14 protein-coding genes are annotated in these 16,207 nt (G+C 73.9%); 7 read left to right on the top strand and 7 right to left on the bottom strand.

The genetic code is table 11. From position 1 onward, the window contains the following. Window positions 1-100 precede the first annotated feature (100 nt). The 4 genes from DQ238_RS01070 to DQ238_RS01055 form a co-directional block, all read right to left on the bottom strand. Complete coding sequence (locus tag DQ238_RS01070; RefSeq protein WP_158550674.1) at window positions 101-706, bottom strand: flavodoxin domain-containing protein; 606 nt, start codon at window positions 704-706, stop codon at window positions 101-103. Window positions 707-832: 126 nt separating this feature from the next. Further along, entirely contained in the window at window positions 833-1,876 is a 1,044-nt protein-coding gene (locus DQ238_RS01065; RefSeq protein ID WP_113779447.1) for a zinc-dependent dehydrogenase, read from the bottom strand. Between the two features lie 8 nt (window positions 1,877-1,884). Beyond that, a complete protein-coding gene (locus DQ238_RS23435; protein ID WP_113779446.1) occupies window positions 1,885-2,322 on the bottom strand; it encodes a PTS sugar transporter subunit IIA in 438 nt (145 codons plus the stop codon). A 19-nt stretch (window positions 2,323-2,341) separates the two neighbouring features. Then, window positions 2,342-3,916, bottom strand: coding sequence for a PTS mannitol transporter subunit IICB (locus tag DQ238_RS01055; protein ID WP_113779445.1), 1,575 nt, complete (start codon window positions 3,914-3,916; stop codon window positions 2,342-2,344). A 251-nt stretch (window positions 3,917-4,167) separates the two neighbouring features. Here DQ238_RS01055 and DQ238_RS01050 point away from each other — a divergent pair, with 251 nt between their 5' ends. The 4 genes from DQ238_RS01050 (at window position 4,168) to DQ238_RS01035 (ending at window position 10,240) form a co-directional block, all read left to right on the top strand. Then, window positions 4,168-5,118, top strand: coding sequence for a sugar-binding transcriptional regulator (locus DQ238_RS01050; protein WP_199506050.1), 951 nt, complete (start codon window positions 4,168-4,170; stop codon window positions 5,116-5,118). A 44-nt stretch (window positions 5,119-5,162) separates the two neighbouring features. Continuing rightward, the gene (locus tag DQ238_RS24185) at window positions 5,163-5,942 is read left to right on the top strand and encodes a phosphotransferase (RefSeq protein WP_199506049.1); all 780 of its coding nucleotides are present in this window, start codon (window positions 5,163-5,165) and stop codon (window positions 5,940-5,942) included. Between the two features lie 79 nt (window positions 5,943-6,021). Next, a complete protein-coding gene (locus DQ238_RS01040) occupies window positions 6,022-9,396 on the top strand; it encodes a pyruvate carboxylase (protein WP_113779444.1) in 3,375 nt (1,124 codons plus the stop codon). 85 nt (window positions 9,397-9,481) lie between these two features. After that, the gene (locus DQ238_RS01035; RefSeq protein WP_113779443.1) at window positions 9,482-10,240 is read left to right on the top strand and encodes a FadR/GntR family transcriptional regulator; all 759 of its coding nucleotides are present in this window, start codon (window positions 9,482-9,484) and stop codon (window positions 10,238-10,240) included. A gap of 33 nt (window positions 10,241-10,273) precedes the next feature. Here DQ238_RS01035 and DQ238_RS01030 read toward each other — a convergent pair whose 3' ends face one another. The 3 genes from DQ238_RS01030 to DQ238_RS01020 are packed head-to-tail and all read right to left on the bottom strand — an operon-like array spanning window position 10,274 to window position 13,011. Then, window positions 10,274-11,044: a crotonase/enoyl-CoA hydratase family protein gene (locus DQ238_RS01030; protein WP_113779442.1), complete on the bottom strand. Its 771-nt coding sequence runs from the start codon at window positions 11,042-11,044 to the stop codon at window positions 10,274-10,276. Further along, a complete protein-coding gene (locus DQ238_RS01025) occupies window positions 11,041-11,805 on the bottom strand; it encodes an SDR family NAD(P)-dependent oxidoreductase (RefSeq protein ID WP_113779441.1) in 765 nt (254 codons plus the stop codon). Before DQ238_RS01025 ends, DQ238_RS01030 begins: the two co-directional genes overlap by 4 nt. Window positions 11,806-11,808: 3 nt before the next feature. Continuing rightward, on the bottom strand, window positions 11,809-13,011 hold the full coding sequence (locus tag DQ238_RS01020) for a thiolase family protein (RefSeq protein ID WP_113779440.1): 1,203 nt from the start codon (window positions 13,009-13,011) through the stop codon (window positions 11,809-11,811). 140 nt (window positions 13,012-13,151) lie between these two features. Between DQ238_RS01020 and DQ238_RS01015 the strand changes: the two genes are divergently transcribed. Genes DQ238_RS01015 through DQ238_RS01005 form a run of 3 tightly spaced genes read left to right on the top strand, consistent with a single transcriptional unit; the run spans window position 13,152 to window position 16,205 of the window. Continuing rightward, on the top strand, window positions 13,152-14,276 hold the full coding sequence (locus DQ238_RS01015) for an acyl-CoA dehydrogenase family protein (RefSeq protein ID WP_199506048.1): 1,125 nt from the start codon (window positions 13,152-13,154) through the stop codon (window positions 14,274-14,276). A gap of 30 nt (window positions 14,277-14,306) precedes the next feature. Further along, complete coding sequence (locus DQ238_RS01010) at window positions 14,307-15,353, top strand: LLM class flavin-dependent oxidoreductase (protein ID WP_113779438.1); 1,047 nt, start codon at window positions 14,307-14,309, stop codon at window positions 15,351-15,353. A 24-nt stretch (window positions 15,354-15,377) separates the two neighbouring features. After that, window positions 15,378-16,205, top strand: a complete 828-nt coding sequence (locus DQ238_RS01005; RefSeq protein WP_113779437.1) for a mycofactocin-coupled SDR family oxidoreductase — start codon at window positions 15,378-15,380, stop codon at window positions 16,203-16,205. Window positions 16,206-16,207 lie beyond the last annotated feature (2 nt).

The following is a 16,207-nucleotide window of genomic DNA, read 5'->3' as shown; positions in this document are numbered from 1 at the left end:
ACAGCAGCCCGCGCCGGCGGGCGGTGCCGATCGCCTCGCGCCGGCCGACGACCCCGTGATCGACACAGTCGGGGACAGGATGAGACTCTGTCCGGGACGGTCAGGCGGGGGTGGCGGAACCCGTGTCCTCGGTCGGGGTCCCGGCGCCGTCGAGCGGGAGCAGCTCGGCGGTGATCGCCCCGGCCCACGACCGGACGGCCGACCAGTCGCGGAAGTCGCCGAGCGGCGCCCGCATCGCGGTCACCACGGCGCGCTCGCCGAAGGTCAGCCGCCGCGGGTCGAGGCGGCCGGGGAAGACCCGGTGTCCGCGGGCGCCCAGCATCGGGCCGATCGTGGCGACGTCGTGCGGCTCGTCCGGCGGGAACGGCGGCTCGCCGATCGGCCCGCTGGAGAACAGCCACACCGGTCGCGCCCGCAGGGTGGTCAGGTGGGCGTGGGCGACGTCGCGGGCGGCGTCCTGCCATCGCCCCTGGTAGACCGCGCTGCCGAGCAGCACCGCCTGGTAGCCCGCCGGGTCGGGGCGGTGCTCCGCCGGGACCGCCGTGGCGAGCCCCGTCTGCCGGCTGCACGGATCCTCCCTCGGTGGGCTGCCATCGGACGCTGGGCAGACGGCCGGCCGGCCACCAGGGTCGGCAGACGCGCCCGATGGGGGACCTCCGTCCTCGGGACGGCCGGCGCTCCGGGACGCCGAGGGGCGGCGGCGCACCGTCCGGACACGGCGACCAGCGCACCTGCGGGGAGCGGGGCAGCCGACCGGGTGCACCGCGGCACGGGTGGTGGACCTCTGTCGTCGGGGCGCCGCTGGTCCGGCCGCACCCGGACCAGCCCGGCGTCAGGGTTCGACGGTGACCTTGATGGCCTCGCCCTTCGCGACGATGTCGAAGGCGTCGAGCACCCGGTCGAGCGGGAGGTGGACGGTGATCAGGTCCTTGACCGGGACCTGGCCGCTGGCGATGTACTCCAGCGCCCGCTTGTTGTGCGACGGGGCCGAGCCGTTGGCCCCCATGATCATCAGCTCCCGGTAGTGCACCAGGTTCGAGTCGCACTGGATGTAGGGGTTGGTCTTCGGCAGCCCCCCGAAGAACGAGATGCGACCGCGCCGCGCCGCCATCGCGATCGCCTGCTCCTGGGCCACGTTGGCGGCGGTCGCGGTGATCACCACGTCGGCGCCCCGGCCGCCGGTGAGCTCCTTGACCCGCTCGACGACGTCGACCTCCCGGCCGTTGATGACCTCGTCGGGCTCGACCGCCTTGGCCGACATGGCCAGCCGGTCGGCGAGCACGTCGATGAGGAAGACCCGACCGGCGCCGTTGGCCCGGGCCAGGCGGGTGTGCAGGCAGCCGATCGGCCCGGCGCCGAAGACGACGACGGTCTCGTCGCCCTCGCCGACACCGATGAGCTCCTGGGCGTTGATGACGCAGGCGAACGGCTCGGCCACCGAGGCCTCGTCGAAGCCGACGCCGTCGGGGATGCGGTTGAGCCCGTCGACCTTCAGCACCTGGCGCGGCACGACCATGTACTCGGCGAAGCCGCCGTCGTACTGGTAGCCGACCGAGGTCTGGTTCTCGCAGACCGCCATCCAGCCCCGCCGGCACTCGTAGCACTCCCCGTCGGGGACGGCGGCGATCACCTGGGCGCGGTCGCCGACCGACCAGCCGCCCACCTCGGCACCCACCTCGACCACCTCGCCGGCGATCTCGTGACCCATGGTCCGCGGCGGGGTCATGTTCTGGTGGCCGTTGTGCAGGATCTTCACGTCGGTGCCGCAGGTGGAGCAGTTGCGCACCCGCAGCTTCACCTCGTCGGGACCGCACTGGGGCTCGGGGACGTCCTCGAGCCGGACGTCCTCGGGTGCGTAGAACCGTAGGGCCCTCATGGTCGCTGTCACTCCTCGTTGACCGCGTTCAGCAACTCGTAGACCTCGTCGGCCGACCGCGCGGCGACGAGCCTGTCGACCTCGTCGGTGTCCGCGAAGAGGACGGCGACCCTGCCCAGGACCTCGAGGTGGCCACCCTCGACCCCGGCGATCCCGACCGCGAAGCGCACCTCGTTGCCGTCCCAGTCGATCGGGGTGTCGTAGCGGACGACGGAGATCGCCGACCGCGTGATGGCGTCCTTGGCCTCGTTCGTGCCGTGCGGGATCGCCAGGTAGTTGCCCATGTAGGTGGACACCGACTCCTCCCGCTCGAACATCGCGTCCACGTAGGCGGGGGTGACCGCGCCGGCCTCGACGAGGAGCTGCCCCGCCTCCCGGATGGCGTCGTCCTTCGTCCTCGCGGTGCCCGGGACCTTGACCTGTGACCTGGCCAGGATGTCGCTCACGTTGCTCGTCCCCCGTTCGTCAGTTCTGCGACGCCGCGCCGTGCGCGTTGCTGACCTTCAGCTCCTCGACGATCGCGTCGTACTGCGGGCTGTTGAGGAAGTTGTCGACCGACACGTGCTGGGCCGACGGCGACATGGTCCGAGCGCGCGGCGTGAGGTCCTGGTGGGTGACGATCAGGTCGGCGTCGTCGGTCAGGTTGGCGATCGCGATGTTCTGCACGTCGACGTCGGCGAACCCCGCCTTCTTGATCTTGTTGCGCAGCACGGAGGCGCCCATCGCGCTCGACCCCATGCCGGCATCGCAGGCGAAGACGATGCGGTGGATCGGCTGCTGCGCCGCCGTGTCCCGGGTCGCCGTGTCGTGGGGCGCCACACCGCTGGCCTCCAGCTGGTCCTCGACCCCCTCCTCCGTGGGGGTCAGCACCCCGGCGACGGAGCTCTTCTTGCCCTTCATGGCCTCCATCGAGGCCGTCGCCTGCGCCAGGTCGGCGCTGTCCTTGCCGCGGCTGAGCCGCAGCAGCAGCGAGCAGACGACGAAGGACGTCGCCGCGGCCAGCAGCACCGACAGGATGACGCCCACGAAGCTGTTGCCGGGGGTCTGGGCGAGCACCGCGATGATCGACCCGGGAGCGGCCGGCGCCCGCAGGCCCGCGTTGAACACGGTGAGGGTGCCGATGCCCACCATGCCGCCGGCGATGGTACCCAGCAGCAGGATCGGCTTCATCAGCACGTACGGGAAGTAGATCTCGTGGATGCCGCCGAAGAACTGGATGATCGCCGCGGCGGGGGCGGTGCTGCGGGCCGTCCCGGTCCCGAAGACCATGTAGGCCAGCAGGACGCCCAGCCCGGGCCCGGGGTTGGCCTCGAGCAGGAACAGGATCGACTTGCCCTCCGCGGCCGCCTGCGAGATCCCCAGGGGGGTCAGCACGCCGTGGTTGATGGCGTTGTTGAGGAACAGCACCTTGGCCGGCTCGATGATGATGCTGGCCAGCGGCAGCACGCTGTGGGCGACCAGCCAGTCGACGCCGTGGCCGAGGGCGCGGGAGACGTTGTCGATGACCGGGCCGAAGGTGAAGTAGCCGAGGACGGCGAGCGCGGCGGCCGCGATGCCGGCGGAGAAGTTGTTCACGAGCATCTCGAAGCCCGGCTTGATCTTGCCGTCCCAGAGCTTGTCGAGCTGCTTCATCACCCAGGCCGCCAGCGGGGCCATGATCAGCGCGCCGAGGAACATCGGCTGCTCGGTGCTGACGATCACGCCCATGGTGGCCACGGCGGCGACCACGGCACCGCGGACGCCGTAGACCATCCGGCCGCCCTGCACGGCGATCAGCAGCGGCAGCATGTAGCGGATCATCGGCCCGACCAGGCCGGTGTTCGGGTCGCCGTTCGCGTCGACCCCGAAGCCGCCGATGCCGGGGACCGGGGTCCACCCCGTCTCGATGAAGAACGCCGTGATGAAGCCCCACGCGATGAACGCGGCGATGTTCGGCATGATCATCCCGGACAGGAAGGTGCCGAACTTCTGGACCGCGATCCTGGCGCCGGAGGTCCTGCTGCCGCGGGTCGTGGCCGGCGCGGTGGCGGTTGCGGACACTGTCTGCCTCTGCTCTCGGTCTCTGCGCTCGGGCGGCGGCCCGGGACGGGCCCGGGCGGTCGTCCCCGGCGGCTGCGCGGCTCGACGGACGTGTGCGCGGGGGGCCGCGGATCGTCGACGGCGCCGCTCGACGGCGGCTGCGCAGGACGGCCCCTGCCCTCGTGCACCTGGAGTGTCGTGACCGATGTCTTCGCCCGTCAAGGCGTCACTGGCAGAATGCGCGCAGACCGCTCAGATGAGCAGGAGGTGGGATGGCCAAGCAGCTCGCGGGGCCGGCCTCGCTGGTGCTCTCGGCCCAGGTCGTGCGCCGCTACTACCTGGACGGCCGCTCCAAGGTGGAGATCGCCGAGGAGTTCCGGCTGAGCCGCTTCAAGGTCGCGCGGCTCATCGAGAGCGCCCGGGCCAGCGGCCTGGTCCGCATCGAGATCGGCCACCGCGGGCTCATCGACGTCGACCTGTCGGCGCGGCTGCAGAGCCGGTTCGGGCTGGCGCACGCGGTCGTCGTCGACACCCGGGACGACTCGGCCGAGACCCTGCGCAAGCACCTCGGCCAGGTGGCCGCCGAGCTGCTCGCCGAGGTGACCGGCCCGGACGACGTCCTCGGGGTGGCCTGGGCCCGCTCGGTCGGGGCCATGGCCGGCGCGCTGCCCCGGCTGGCCGCCGTCCCGGTGGTCCAGCTCACCGGCGCGGTGTCGCTGCCGGACGGCGACGCCAGCTCCATCGACGTCGTCCGCGACGTGGCCCGGGCCGCCGGCGGGCCGGCCTACGTCTTCTACGCGCCGTTCACGGTGCCCGACGCGGCCACCGCGCGGACCCTGCGCCGGCAGCGGGAGGTCGCCCTGGCCCTCGACCAGCTGCCGCGCGTCACCAAGGCCGTCGTCGGGGTCGGGCTGTGGGCGCCGGGGCAGTCGACGCTCCACGACGCCGCCGCCGAGAGCGACCGCAGGTCGCTGCGCCGGCTCGGTGTCTGCGCCGAGGTCTCGGGGGTGTTCCTCACCGCGGACGGCGAGCCGGTCCGCACCGCTCTGTCCGAGCGCATGATCGGGATCGACGCCGAGCAGATGCGCGCCATCGCGGAGGTCGTCGTGATCGCCTACGGCCTGCCCAAGGTGCCCGCCGCGCGCGCCGCGCTGCGCAGTGGCCTGGTGAACGGCCTGGTGACCCACACGTCGTTCGCCGAGGCGCTGCTCGCGTCGGCGTGACCGGGAGGCGGCGGACCGGGTCGCCGGCGGGGGACCCGGCGGAGGTGCCGCTGCCCGGGGGGATCGCCAACCGCGGCGCCGTCGTCCGGGTCGGGGACACCGTGCGCCGCCCCCGGCGCCGGACCAGCCCGGCCACGCACGCCCTGCTCCGCCACCTCGCGGACGTCGGCTTCGCCGGCGCTCCGCGGTTCCTCGGGGTGGACGCCCAGGGCCGGGAGGTCCTCTCGTTCATCCCCGGCTCCACCGTCCTGCCGCCCTACCCGGAGTGGGCGCTCCACGACGAGGCCCTGCTCAGCGTGGCGCGGCTGCTGCGCGAGTACCACCGGGCGGTCGAGGGCTTCGACCCCGCGCCGCACGAGTGGCCGACGTCGCCGCCGGGGTCCTTCGCGGGCGAGCTGGTCAGCCACAACGACCCCAACCTGGACAACGTCGTCTTCCGCGGCGGGCGGGCGGTCGCGCTCATCGACTTCGACCTCGCCGCCCCCGGCTCCCGGCTGTGGGACGTCGCGTGCGCCGCCCGGCTGTGGGCGCCCCTGCGGCCGGAGGCCTCCGTCCACGACGCGCGCCGCGGCCGGGGGTTCGACCGGCTGCGGCTGTTCTGCGACGGCTACGGGCTGGCGGAGGCCGACCGCGCCCGGGTCGTCGCCGCCGTGCGGGAGAACCAGGCGTGGTTCTGCCGGCTGGTCGACCGGTACGCCGCGGCCGGGCACGCCGCGTTCGCCGAGTACGCGCACTCGGACCTGCGGATGCCGGCGCAGGCCTACCGCCTCTGGCTGGCCGACTCCGAGCCGGCGATCCGGCAGGCGATGGGGATGAGAGGGTGAGCCCGCCGGCTCCCCGCACCGCGTGGTGTCCGGTCGCACCACCGGCAGGCCCACGGGGCCGACGACGACGGGAGGACCCGTGTTCACCAAGGTGTTGGTGGCCAACCGGGGGGAGATCGCGGTGCGGGCGTTCCGCGCCGCCTACGAGCTCGGCGCGGGCACCGTGGCCGTCTTCCCGTGGGAGGACCGCAACTCCGTCCACCGGCTCAAGGCCGACGAGAGCCACCAGATCGGCGAGGTCGGGCACCCGGTGCGGGCCTACCTGTCGGTCGAGGAGATCGTCGGGGCCGCCCGCCGGTCCGGCGCGGACGCGGTGTACCCGGGCTACGGCTTCCTGTCGGAGAACCCGGAGCTGGCCGCCGCCTGCGCCCGGGAGGGGATCACCTTCGTCGGCCCGTCGGCGGCGGTGCTGCAGCTGACCGGCAACAAGGCGCGGGCGATCGCCGCCGCTCGGGAGGCCGGGCTGCCGGTGCTGGCCTCCAGCGCACCCAGCGCCGACGTCGACGCGCTCGTGGCCGCCGCCGGGTCGATCCCGTTCCCGGTGTTCGTCAAGGCGGTCGCCGGCGGTGGCGGGCGCGGCATGCGGCGGGTGGAGGACCCCGCCGACCTGCCCGGGGCGGTGCAGGCGGCGATGCGGGAGGCGGAGTCCGCCTTCGGGGATCCCACGGTCTTCCTCGAGCAGGCCGTGGTCGACCCCCGCCACATCGAGGTGCAGGTGCTCGCCGACGGGGCCGGCGACGTGATCCACCTCTACGAGCGGGACTGCTCGGTGCAGCGCCGCCACCAGAAGGTCATCGAGCTGGCCCCGGCCCCGAACCTCGACCCGCAGCTGCGGGAGCGGATCTGCGCCGACGCCGTGCGGTTCGCCGAGCACATCGGGTACGTCAACGCCGGCACGGTGGAGTTCCTGCTCGACCGGTCCGGCCGGCACGTGTTCATCGAGATGAACCCGCGCATCCAGGTCGAGCACACGGTCACCGAGGAGGTGACCGACGTCGACCTGGTGCAGTCCCAGCTGCGCATCGCGGCGGGGGAGACGCTGGCCGACCTGGGCCTGTCCCAGGAGTCGGTCACGGTGCGGGGGGCGGCGCTGCAGTGCCGGATCACCACCGAGGACCCGGCCAACGGCTTCCGCCCGGACACCGGCCGGATCACCGCCTACCGCTCCCCGGGCGGCGCCGGCATCCGGCTGGACGGCGGCGCCTCGCTCGGTGCCGAGGTGCAGGCGCACTTCGACTCGCTGCTGGTCAAGCTGACCTGCCGGGGCCGCACCTTCGACATCGCCGCGGCCCGCGCCCGCCGCGCGGTGGCCGAGTTCCGCATCCGCGGGGTGGCCACCAACATCCCGTTCCTGCAGGCGGTGCTCGACGACCCGGACTTCCGCGCCGGGCGGGTGACGACGTCGTTCATCGAGACCCGCCCGCACCTGCTCACCGCGCGCAGCTCCGCGGACCGCGGCACCAAGCTGCTGACCTACCTGGCCGACGTGACGGTGAACGAGCCGCACGGGCCGCGGCCGCACCTGGTCGACCCGCTGGAGAAGCTGCCCCCCGTGGACCTGGGCGCGCCGGCCCCGGACGGCTCCCGGCAGCGCCTTCTGGCCACCGGCCCCGAGCGGTTCGCCGCCGACCTGCGCGCGCAGACCCCGCTGGCGGTCACCGACACCACCTTCCGCGACGCGCACCAGTCGCTGCTGGCCACCCGGGTGCGCACCAAGGACCTGCTCGCCGTCGCCGGGCACCTGGCCCGGACCACCCCTCGGCTGTTCAGCCTGGAGTGCTGGGGCGGTGCCACCTACGACGTGGCCCTGCGCTTCCTGCACGAGGACCCGTGGGACCGGTTGGCCGCGCTGCGCGAGGCGGTGCCCAACGTCTGCCTGCAGATGCTGCTGCGCGGCCGCAACACCGTCGGCTACACGCCCTACCCCGAGCAGGTCACCGACGCCTTCGTCGCCGAGGCCGCGGCGTGCGGCATCGACGTCTTCCGGGTCTTCGACGCGCTCAACGACGTCGCCCAGATGCGCCCGGCCATCGACGCCGTCCGAGCCACCGGGACGGCGGTGGCGGAGGTGGCCCTGTGCTACACCGGCGACCTCGGTGATCCCGGCGAGGACCTCTACACGCTCGACTACTACCTGCGGCTGGCCGAGCAGATCGTCGACGCCGGCGCGCACGTGCTGGCCATCAAGGACATGGCCGGGCTGCTGCGCCCGCCGGCCGCGGCCCGGCTGGTGACGGCGCTCCGCGAGCGGTTCGACGCGCCGGTGCACCTGCACACCCACGACACCGCCGGCGGGCAGCTGGCCACCCTCATGGCGGCCTGGTCGGCCGGGGTCGACGCCGTCGACGGCGCGGTCGCCTCGATGGCCGGCACCACCAGCCAGCCACCGCTGTCGGCGATCGTGGCCGCCACCGACGACACCGAGCGGGCCACCGGCCTGAGCCTGGCCGCGGTCAACGACCTGGAGCCCTACTGGGAGGCGGTGCGCCGCATCTATGCGCCGTTCGAGTCCGGCCTGCCGGCGCCGACCGGACGCGTGTACACCCACGAGATCCCCGGCGGGCAGCTGTCCAACCTGCGCCAGCAGGCGATCGCCCTGGGCCTGGGCCAGCGGTTCGAGGAGGTCGAGGACGCCTACGCCGCCGCCGACCGGCTGCTCGGCCGGCTGGTCAAGGTCACCCCGTCGTCCAAGGTGGTCGGCGACCTGGCGCTGCAGCTGGTCGGCTCCGGCGTGACGGTGGAGGACTTCGCCAGCGACCCGGGCAAGTACGACCTGCCCGACTCCGTGATCGGGTTCCTGCGCGGCGAGCTCGGCGACCCGCCCGGCGGCTGGCCCGAGCCGTTCCGCACCCGCGCGCTGGAGGGCCGCCGCCCCGCCGAGCCGCCGGCGGAGCTCTCCGAGGACGACGTCCGCGGCCTGCTCGAGGAGCCGCGGGCGACGCTGAACCGGCTGCTGTTCCCCGGGCCGACGCGGGAGTTCACCGCGCACCGCGAGCAGTACGGCGACACATCGGTGCTGCCCACCAAGGAGTTCCTCTACGGCCTGCGGCCCGGCGACGAGCACGCCGTCGACCTCGAACCCGGCGTGACGCTGCTGATGGGGGTGGAGGCCGTCTCCGACCCCGACGAGCGGGGCGTGCGCACCGTGATGTGCACCCTCAACGGCCAGCTGCGGCCGGTCTCGGTGCGCGACCGATCCGTCGACGCGGCGGTCAAGACCGCGGAGAAGGCCGACCGCAGCGACCCCGGCCAGGTGGCCGCGCCGTTCGCCGGCGTCGTCACCGTCCAGGTCGCCCAGGGAGACCGGGTGGATGCCGGGCAGACCCTGGCCACCATCGAGGCGATGAAGATGGAGGCCGCCATCACCGCCCCGACCGCCGGCACCGTCGCCCGGCTGGCCATCGCCGAGGTCGCGCAGGTCGAGGGCGGGGACCTGCTGGTCGTCCTGGGGTAGGTGTCCGATGTCGGCGAGGTAATGCTCCGCACCAGTATCAGGGATTCTCCGGCCGTCGTCCGGACGCCCGTCTACCCTGCCTGACATGACCTCGAGTGCTCGTCCCCGTGTCGACGGGTCCGCCCCGCGCCCCATCAAGCGCGGCGCCAAGGTGGCGGAGGCCCTGGCCCAGGAGATCGTGCACGAGATCGTCTCCCGCAAGCTCCCCCCGGGGACCCTGCTGTCCTCCGAGGCCCAGATGCTCGAGGACTACGGGGTGGGCCGCGGGTCGCTGCGCGAGGCGCTGCGCATCCTCGAGGTGCACGGGCTGATCACGATGAAGCCCGGCCGCAACGGCGGCCCCATGGTCATCGAGGTCGGCACCCGCGACTACGGGCGGATGTCGAGCCTGTTCTTCCACCTGGGCGGGGTCACCTTCCAGCAGCTGGTCGACGCCCGCCTCGTCCTCGAGCCGATCATGGCCCGCCGGGCCGCCGAGCGGCGCGGGCAGGAGCTGGTCGGCCACGTCGCCGACCCGGCGACCACCCCGGTGGAGGACGACAACGCCTACTTCGACGCCACCAAGGACTTCCACAAGACCGTGGCCTCGATGTCCGGCAACCCGATCCTCAACCTGTTCTGCGTGTCCCTCGAGGAGATCTTCCGGGACCAGGTGAGCGGTCTGCTCTCCCCGGACGAGGAGCGCCGGCACGTGCTCGAGGTGCACGCCGCGATCGCCGACGCCATCGCCGAGGGCGAGGCGGAGCGGGCCGAGCGGCTGATGCGCGAGCACATGCAGGAGTACGCCGACTGGGTGCACCAGCAGCACCCGCGGCTGGTCGAGGAGGTCATCGACTGGCGGTGAGGACGCCGCCGGGCTCCCGGCGCGGCCGGTCCCTCAGCGGCCGCGCCAGACCGGCTCCCGCTTCTCGGTGAACGCCCGGGCCCCCTCGCGGGCGTCCTCGGAGGCGCGGATCGGCGCGTAGACCTCCCACTGCCGCGCGAACGCCTCCGCGGCCGGCCACTCAGCGCCCTCGGTGAGGATGCGCTTGGTGCCCTGGACGGCCAGCGGACCGTTCGCGGCGATCCGTCGGGCCAGCTCCCGGGCGGCGGGCAGCGCCTGCCCGTCGGGTACCAACCGGTTGACCACCCCGGCGGCGGAGGCCTCCTGCGCGCTGACCCGGTCGCCGGTCAGCGCCCACTCGGTCGCCTTCGGCAGCCCGGCCTTGCGGGGCAGCCGCAGCAGGCCCCCGCCCCCGGCCAGCAGGCCGCGCTTCACCTCCGGCAGGCCGAAGGAGGCGCTCTGTCCGGCGACGATCAGGTCGCAGGCGAGGGCGATCTCGAAGCCGCCGGCCAGGGCGTACCCCTCCACGGCGGCGATCAGCGGCTTGGCCGGCGGCCGCTCCACCAGGCCGGCGAAGCCGCGCCCGGGCACGTGCGGCTTCTCCCCGGCGAGGAAGGCCTTGAGGTCCATGCCCGCGCTGAACGTGCCCCCGGCCCCGGTGAGCACCCCGACGAACAGGCCGTCGTCGGCGTCGAGGGTGTCCATCGCCGCGCCGATGCCCTCGGCGGCCGCGGTGTTGATCGCGTTCTTCGCCTGCGGCCGGTTGACGGTGACGACGAGGACCGCGCCGTCCCGCTCGACCAGGACTTCGGCCTCCCCGCTCACTTGGGCTGCATCCGGATGGCGCCGTCCAGCCGGATCGTCTCCCCGTTGAGCATCGGGTTGTCGACGATCGCCAGGGCCAGCCGGGCGAACTCGTCGGGCTGCCCGAGCCGGCGGGGGTGCGGCACCATCTCGCCGAGGGAGTCCCGGACGTGCTGGGGCAGCCGGGCCAGGATCGGGGTGTCGAAGGTGCCCGGCGCGATGGTCGCCACCCGGATCCGCCGGCTGGCCAGGTCGCGGGCCGCGACCAGGGTGAGCCCCACGATGCCGGCCTTGGCCGAGGCGTAGGGCAGCTGGCCGATCTGGCCCTCCCACGCCGCGACCGAGGCGGTCAGCACGCACACGCCCCGCTCCTCGCCGACCGGGTCGTGCGCCGCCATCCGGGCCGCGGCCTGGCTGAGCACGTTGAACGTGCCGATGAGGTTGATCCGCACGATCGACTCGTAGAACTCCAGCGAGCCGGGGTTGCCCTCCTTGTCGACCACCCGCATGGCGCCGCCCCGGCCGGCGCAGTGGACCAGGGTGCGCAGCGGGGCGAGCTCGTCGGCGGCGGCGACCGCGGCGGCGACCGGTTCGGGCTCGGTGACGTCGGCGGCGACGAAGCGGGTCTTGCCGCCGAGCTCGGCGGCGACCTCGGCGCCGGCGGAGGTGGGCAGGTCGACCAGCACGGTCGGCACGCCCTTCCCGACCAGCCGGCGGGCGGTGGCCAGGCCGAGGCCGGAGGCGCCTCCGGTGACGACGGCGGATCCTGCGGTGACGTCCACGTGTCAGCCCTCCCTGTCCTGGGCCCGAGCGGTGAGGTTCTCGAGCACCATGGCGTTGGCCATCCCGCCGGCCTCGCACATGGTCTGCAGGCCGAGGCGCTGCCCGGTGTCCTCCAGGAAGCCGAGCAGCGTGGTGGCCAGCCGGACGCCGGAGGCGCCCAGCGGGTGGCCGAGGGCGATGGCGCCGCCGCGGGGGTTGAGCCGGGCGTCGTCCACGCCGAACTCGGCCTGCCAGGCCAGGGGCACCGAGGCGAAGGCCTCGTTGACCTCGACGGCGGCCACGTCGTCGATGGACAGGCCGCAGCGGGCGAGCAGCTTGTGCGTCGCGGGGATCGGCCCGGTGAGCATGAGCAGCGGGTCGTCGCCGGTGACCGCCGAGGCGACCACCCGCGCCCGGGGGGTCAGGTCCAGCGCCGCGGCCCGCTCCTCGCTCATGACCAGGACCGCGGCGGCGCCGTCGGTCAGCTGGGAGCTGTTCCCGGCGGTGATCTTCCAGTCCAGCTCGGGGAAGCGGGTCGCGTGCGGGCTGCCCGCGAACGCCGGCTTCAGGCCGGCGAGCTTGTCGACGGTGGTGCCCGGCCGGATGGTCTCGTCGGCCGACACGACGCCGTCGGGGGTGGTGATCGGCACGACCTCCCGGTCGAAGGCGCCTGCGGCGGCCTGCGCGGCCCGGGCGTGCGAGCGGGCGGCGTAGGCGTCCAGCTGCTCGCGGGTCAGGCCCCACTTGTCCGCGACCAGCTCGGCCGAGATGCCCTGGGGCACCAGCCCGGGGGAGTAGCGGGTGCGCACCTGCGGGCCGTGCGGGTCGGCGTCCCCCCGCGCCGAGCCCATCGGCACCCGGCTCATCGACTCCACCCCGGCGGCGATCACGACGTCGTAGGCGCCGGCGACGACGCCCTGGACGGCGAAGTCGAGGGCCTGCTGGCCGGAGCCGCACTTGCGCTCGATGGTCACCGAGGGCACCGTCTCGGGCCAGCCCGCGGCCAGCACCGCCTGCCGGCCGGGGGTGGCCGACTGCTCGCCGTTCTGGCCGACGCAGCCGACCAGGACGTCGTCGACCGTGGCGGGGTCGAGGTCGCTGCGGGCGGCCAGCGCCTGCAGGACCTGCGCGAGCAGGTCGACCGGGTGGACGCCGGACAGGGCGCCGCCGGCCTTGCCGCGGCCCATCGGGCTGCGGACGGCGTCGACGATCACGGCGGAGGTCATGGGCGCTCCCGTCCTCTCCCGGGGAGTGTGGGCGTTGACACAATAACCATGACCACCAATAACATGGATAGTGCTCGCGCCCGGTCCCCGCGCCGGTCGGCCCCGCGCCGGCGCCGGGCGCGCAACCGCTGGGAGGCCCCGTGTCGTTCGAGCTGCCCGACTCCCACCGCACCCTGCTGGAGCGGGCGCGCGAGGTGGCCGACAAGGTGCGGTGGCGGGCGGCCGAGGCCGACGCGGCCACCGACGTCGACCCGGTGATGCGCGCGGCGCTGCAGGAGAGCGGGCTGGCGGCGCTCACCGTCCCTGCAGCCCACGGCGGGGCCGCCGAGCGGGTGGACCCGCTCGCGGTGACCGTCGTCCGGGAGGCCTTCGGCGGGGTGTCGGCGCACCTGGACTCGCTGTTCGCCATGCAGGGCATCGGCAGCTACGCCCTCTCGGTCGCGGCCGGCCCCCGGGTGCAGGAGGAGTGGCTGCCGCAGGTGGTGGCGCTCGAGGCGATCGCCGCGCTGTGCCTCACCGAGCCGGCCGTCGGCTCGGACCTGCGGTCGATCACCACCACCCTCACCGAGCGCGACGGCGAGCTGGTGCTCGACGGGCACAAGTCGTTCATCACCAACGCGCCGGCGGCGGCCTTCTTCACCGTGCTGGCCAAGGAGGGTGAGGGGTTCTCGCTGGTGTTCGTCCCGGCCGACACCCCGGGCGTGCACGTGGAGTCCGGGCCCGACCTCATCGCGCCGCACGTCATCGGCGACGTCCGCTTCGACGGCGTGCGGGTGCCGGTGGACGCGCGGGTGGGGCAGCCCGGGCAGGCCTTCCCGCTGGTGCTGCAGACCCTGGCGACCTTCCGGGTCTCGGTGGCCGGGTCCGCCGTCGGGCTGGCCTCGGCCGCGCTGGACGAGGCGGTCGCGCACACCACCTCCCGCGAGCAGTTCGGCAGCCCCCTGGCCCGGCTGGGCCCGGTGCCCCAGATCCTCGGCACCTGCTGGACCGAGGTCGAGCAGGCCCGGCTGCTCACCTACTCCGCGGCGACGAAGGCGGCCGCCGACCCGCTCGGTGCGCTGCACTGGTCGTCGATGGCCAAGGTCGCGGCCACCGAGACCGCGGGCCGGGTGGCCGACCGCTGCGTGCAGGTCATGGGCCGCTTCGGCGTCGTCACCGGCTCGACCATCGAGCGCCTCTACCGCAACGCCCGGCCGATGCGCATCTACGAGGGTGGCAACGAGGTGCTGCTCGGCCAGCTGGCCAAGACGCTCACCCGCCGCTGACCCGTCCGACCCGAGAGGAAGGGGCCTGCCATGGTCGCCGTCGGCATGCTGCTCTCCGACGTCCCCACCGAGGTCCCGCCCGCGCAGCAGTTCGACGACGTGCGCCGCATCGTCGACGCCGCCCAGCGCCACGGGCTGACCCACATCGCCATCGGCCAGCACTTCCTCTACGGCGAGCTGCGCTGGCTGCAGCCGGTGCCCCTGCTGGCCCGGCTGGCCGCCGACTGCGATCCGCAGACCCGGCTGGTCACCCAGATCATGATCGCGCCGCTGTACCACCCGGTGGTGCTCGCCGAGGAGCTGGCGACCCTGGACGTGGTCACCGAGGGACGGTTGGTCTTCGGCGCGGGCCTGGGCTACCGGCCGGAGGAGTTCGACTACCTCGGTATCCCGTTCAAGGAGCGGGCGCCGCGGATGGACGAGACGATCGAGCTGGTCAGGCGGCTGTGGACCGAGGACGAGGTCACCCACCACGGCCGGTTCTTCACCCTGGAGGGCGTCCGCCCGCACCTCAAGCCGGTGCAGCAGCCGCACCCGCCGATCTGGATCGGGGCGCAGAGCGTCGCCGGCGCCCGGCGGGCCGGCCGGCTCGGCGACGCCTTCCCCATCACGCCGGAGGCCACGCCCGAGGAGATCGAGGAGCGGCTGGCCGTCGTCCGCGAGGGCTTCGCCGCCCGCGGCAAGCCGTTCGGGCCGCAGCCGCTGCGCCGCAACGTGCTGGTCGCCGACTCCCGCGAGGAGGCGGTCGTCGAGTACGCCCGGGTCTCCAAGGGCAAGTACCTGAGCTACGCGCAGAAGGGCATGAAGTTCGCCGGCAGCGCCGCGGACCTCGACGCCGACTTCGTCGCCTCCGTGGTCCAGCACGCCGTGCTCGGCACCGACCAGGAGGTCATCGCCCAGCTGACCGAGCTGTGCACGCGCTTCCCGGTGGACCCGCTGCTGCTGCGGCCGCAGTGGCCCTCGATGAGCGCCGAGGAGACCATCGCCGCGATCGAGCGGCTGGGCCGGGAGGTGGTCCCGGCCATCCGGGCGCTGCCCACCCCGGAGCCCGAACCCGTGCCCGTGGGCACGGCCTGAGCGCAGCGACGGACAGGAGGAGCCATGGGGCGGTTCGACGGGAAGGTCGCCTTCGTCACCGGCGGGGCCCGGGGGCAGGGCCGCTCGCACGCGGTGCGGCTTGCGGCCGAGGGCGCCGACGTCGCGGTGGTCGACGTCGTCCGGCAGTTCGACTCGGTGCAGTACGCGATGTCGACGCCGGAGGACCTGGCCGAGACCGAGAAGCTGGTGCGCGAGCAGGGCCGGGAGTTCCTCGGCATCCCCGGCGACGTGCGCGACGAGGAGCAGGTCGCCGCCGCGGTCGGCCAGGTCGAGCAGCGCTTCGGCGGGATCGACCTGGTGTGCGCCAACGCCGGCATCCTGCCCTCGACCGGCCCGCACGCGCAGCGGATGAGCGCCTGGCACGACACCATCGCCACGAACCTCTCCGGGGTCTTCTACACCCTGCGCGCCGTGACGCCGGGGATGGTGGAGCGCGGCCGCGGCGGCGCGATCGTCCTCACCGGGTCGACGTCGACCTTCCGCGGCGTCGCCTACAAGCTGGAGATGCTCAACCCCGGCCACATGGCCTACGGCGCCGCCAAGTCCGGCGTGCTGTCGCTCATGCGCAACTACGCGATGGCCCTCGGCACGCACGGCATCCGGGTCAACACGGTGATCCCGGCCGGCGTGGACACCCCGATGACCAACAACGAGTTCTTCACCAAGGACCTGCAGGCCGACGCCCCTCCCGGCTGGATGGCCAACGTGATGGAGCACGGGCTGGTGCAGCCCGGGGACATCTCCGACGCCGTGCTGTTCCTGCTCTCCGACCAGGCGAAGTTCGTCACCGGCGTCGCGCTGCCGGTCGACATGGGCACCCTGCTCATCTGAGA

This window comes from Geodermatophilus sp. TF02-6, assembly GCF_003319115.1.
Lineage (GTDB): Bacteria > Actinomycetota > Actinomycetes > Mycobacteriales > Geodermatophilaceae > Geodermatophilus.
Note: the sequence above shows the minus strand (reverse complement) of the source record. Positions and strands in the feature narration are given on the sequence as shown.

Coding starts and splice junctions, on each gene's coding strand:
- DQ238_RS01065 (WP_113779447.1), bottom strand. CDS start 1,876: ATGAGGGCCCTACGGTTCTACGCACCCGAGGACGTCCGGCTCGAGGAC.
- DQ238_RS01050 (WP_199506050.1), top strand. CDS start 4,168: ATGGCCAAGCAGCTCGCGGGGCCGGCCTCGCTGGTGCTCTCGGCCCAG.
- DQ238_RS01035 (WP_113779443.1), top strand. CDS start 9,482: ATGACCTCGAGTGCTCGTCCCCGTGTCGACGGGTCCGCCCCGCGCCCC.
- DQ238_RS01020 (WP_113779440.1), bottom strand. CDS start 13,011: ATGACCTCCGCCGTGATCGTCGACGCCGTCCGCAGCCCGATGGGCCGC.
- DQ238_RS01010 (WP_113779438.1), top strand. CDS start 14,307: ATGGTCGCCGTCGGCATGCTGCTCTCCGACGTCCCCACCGAGGTCCCG.
- DQ238_RS01005 (WP_113779437.1), top strand. CDS start 15,378: ATGGGGCGGTTCGACGGGAAGGTCGCCTTCGTCACCGGCGGGGCCCGG.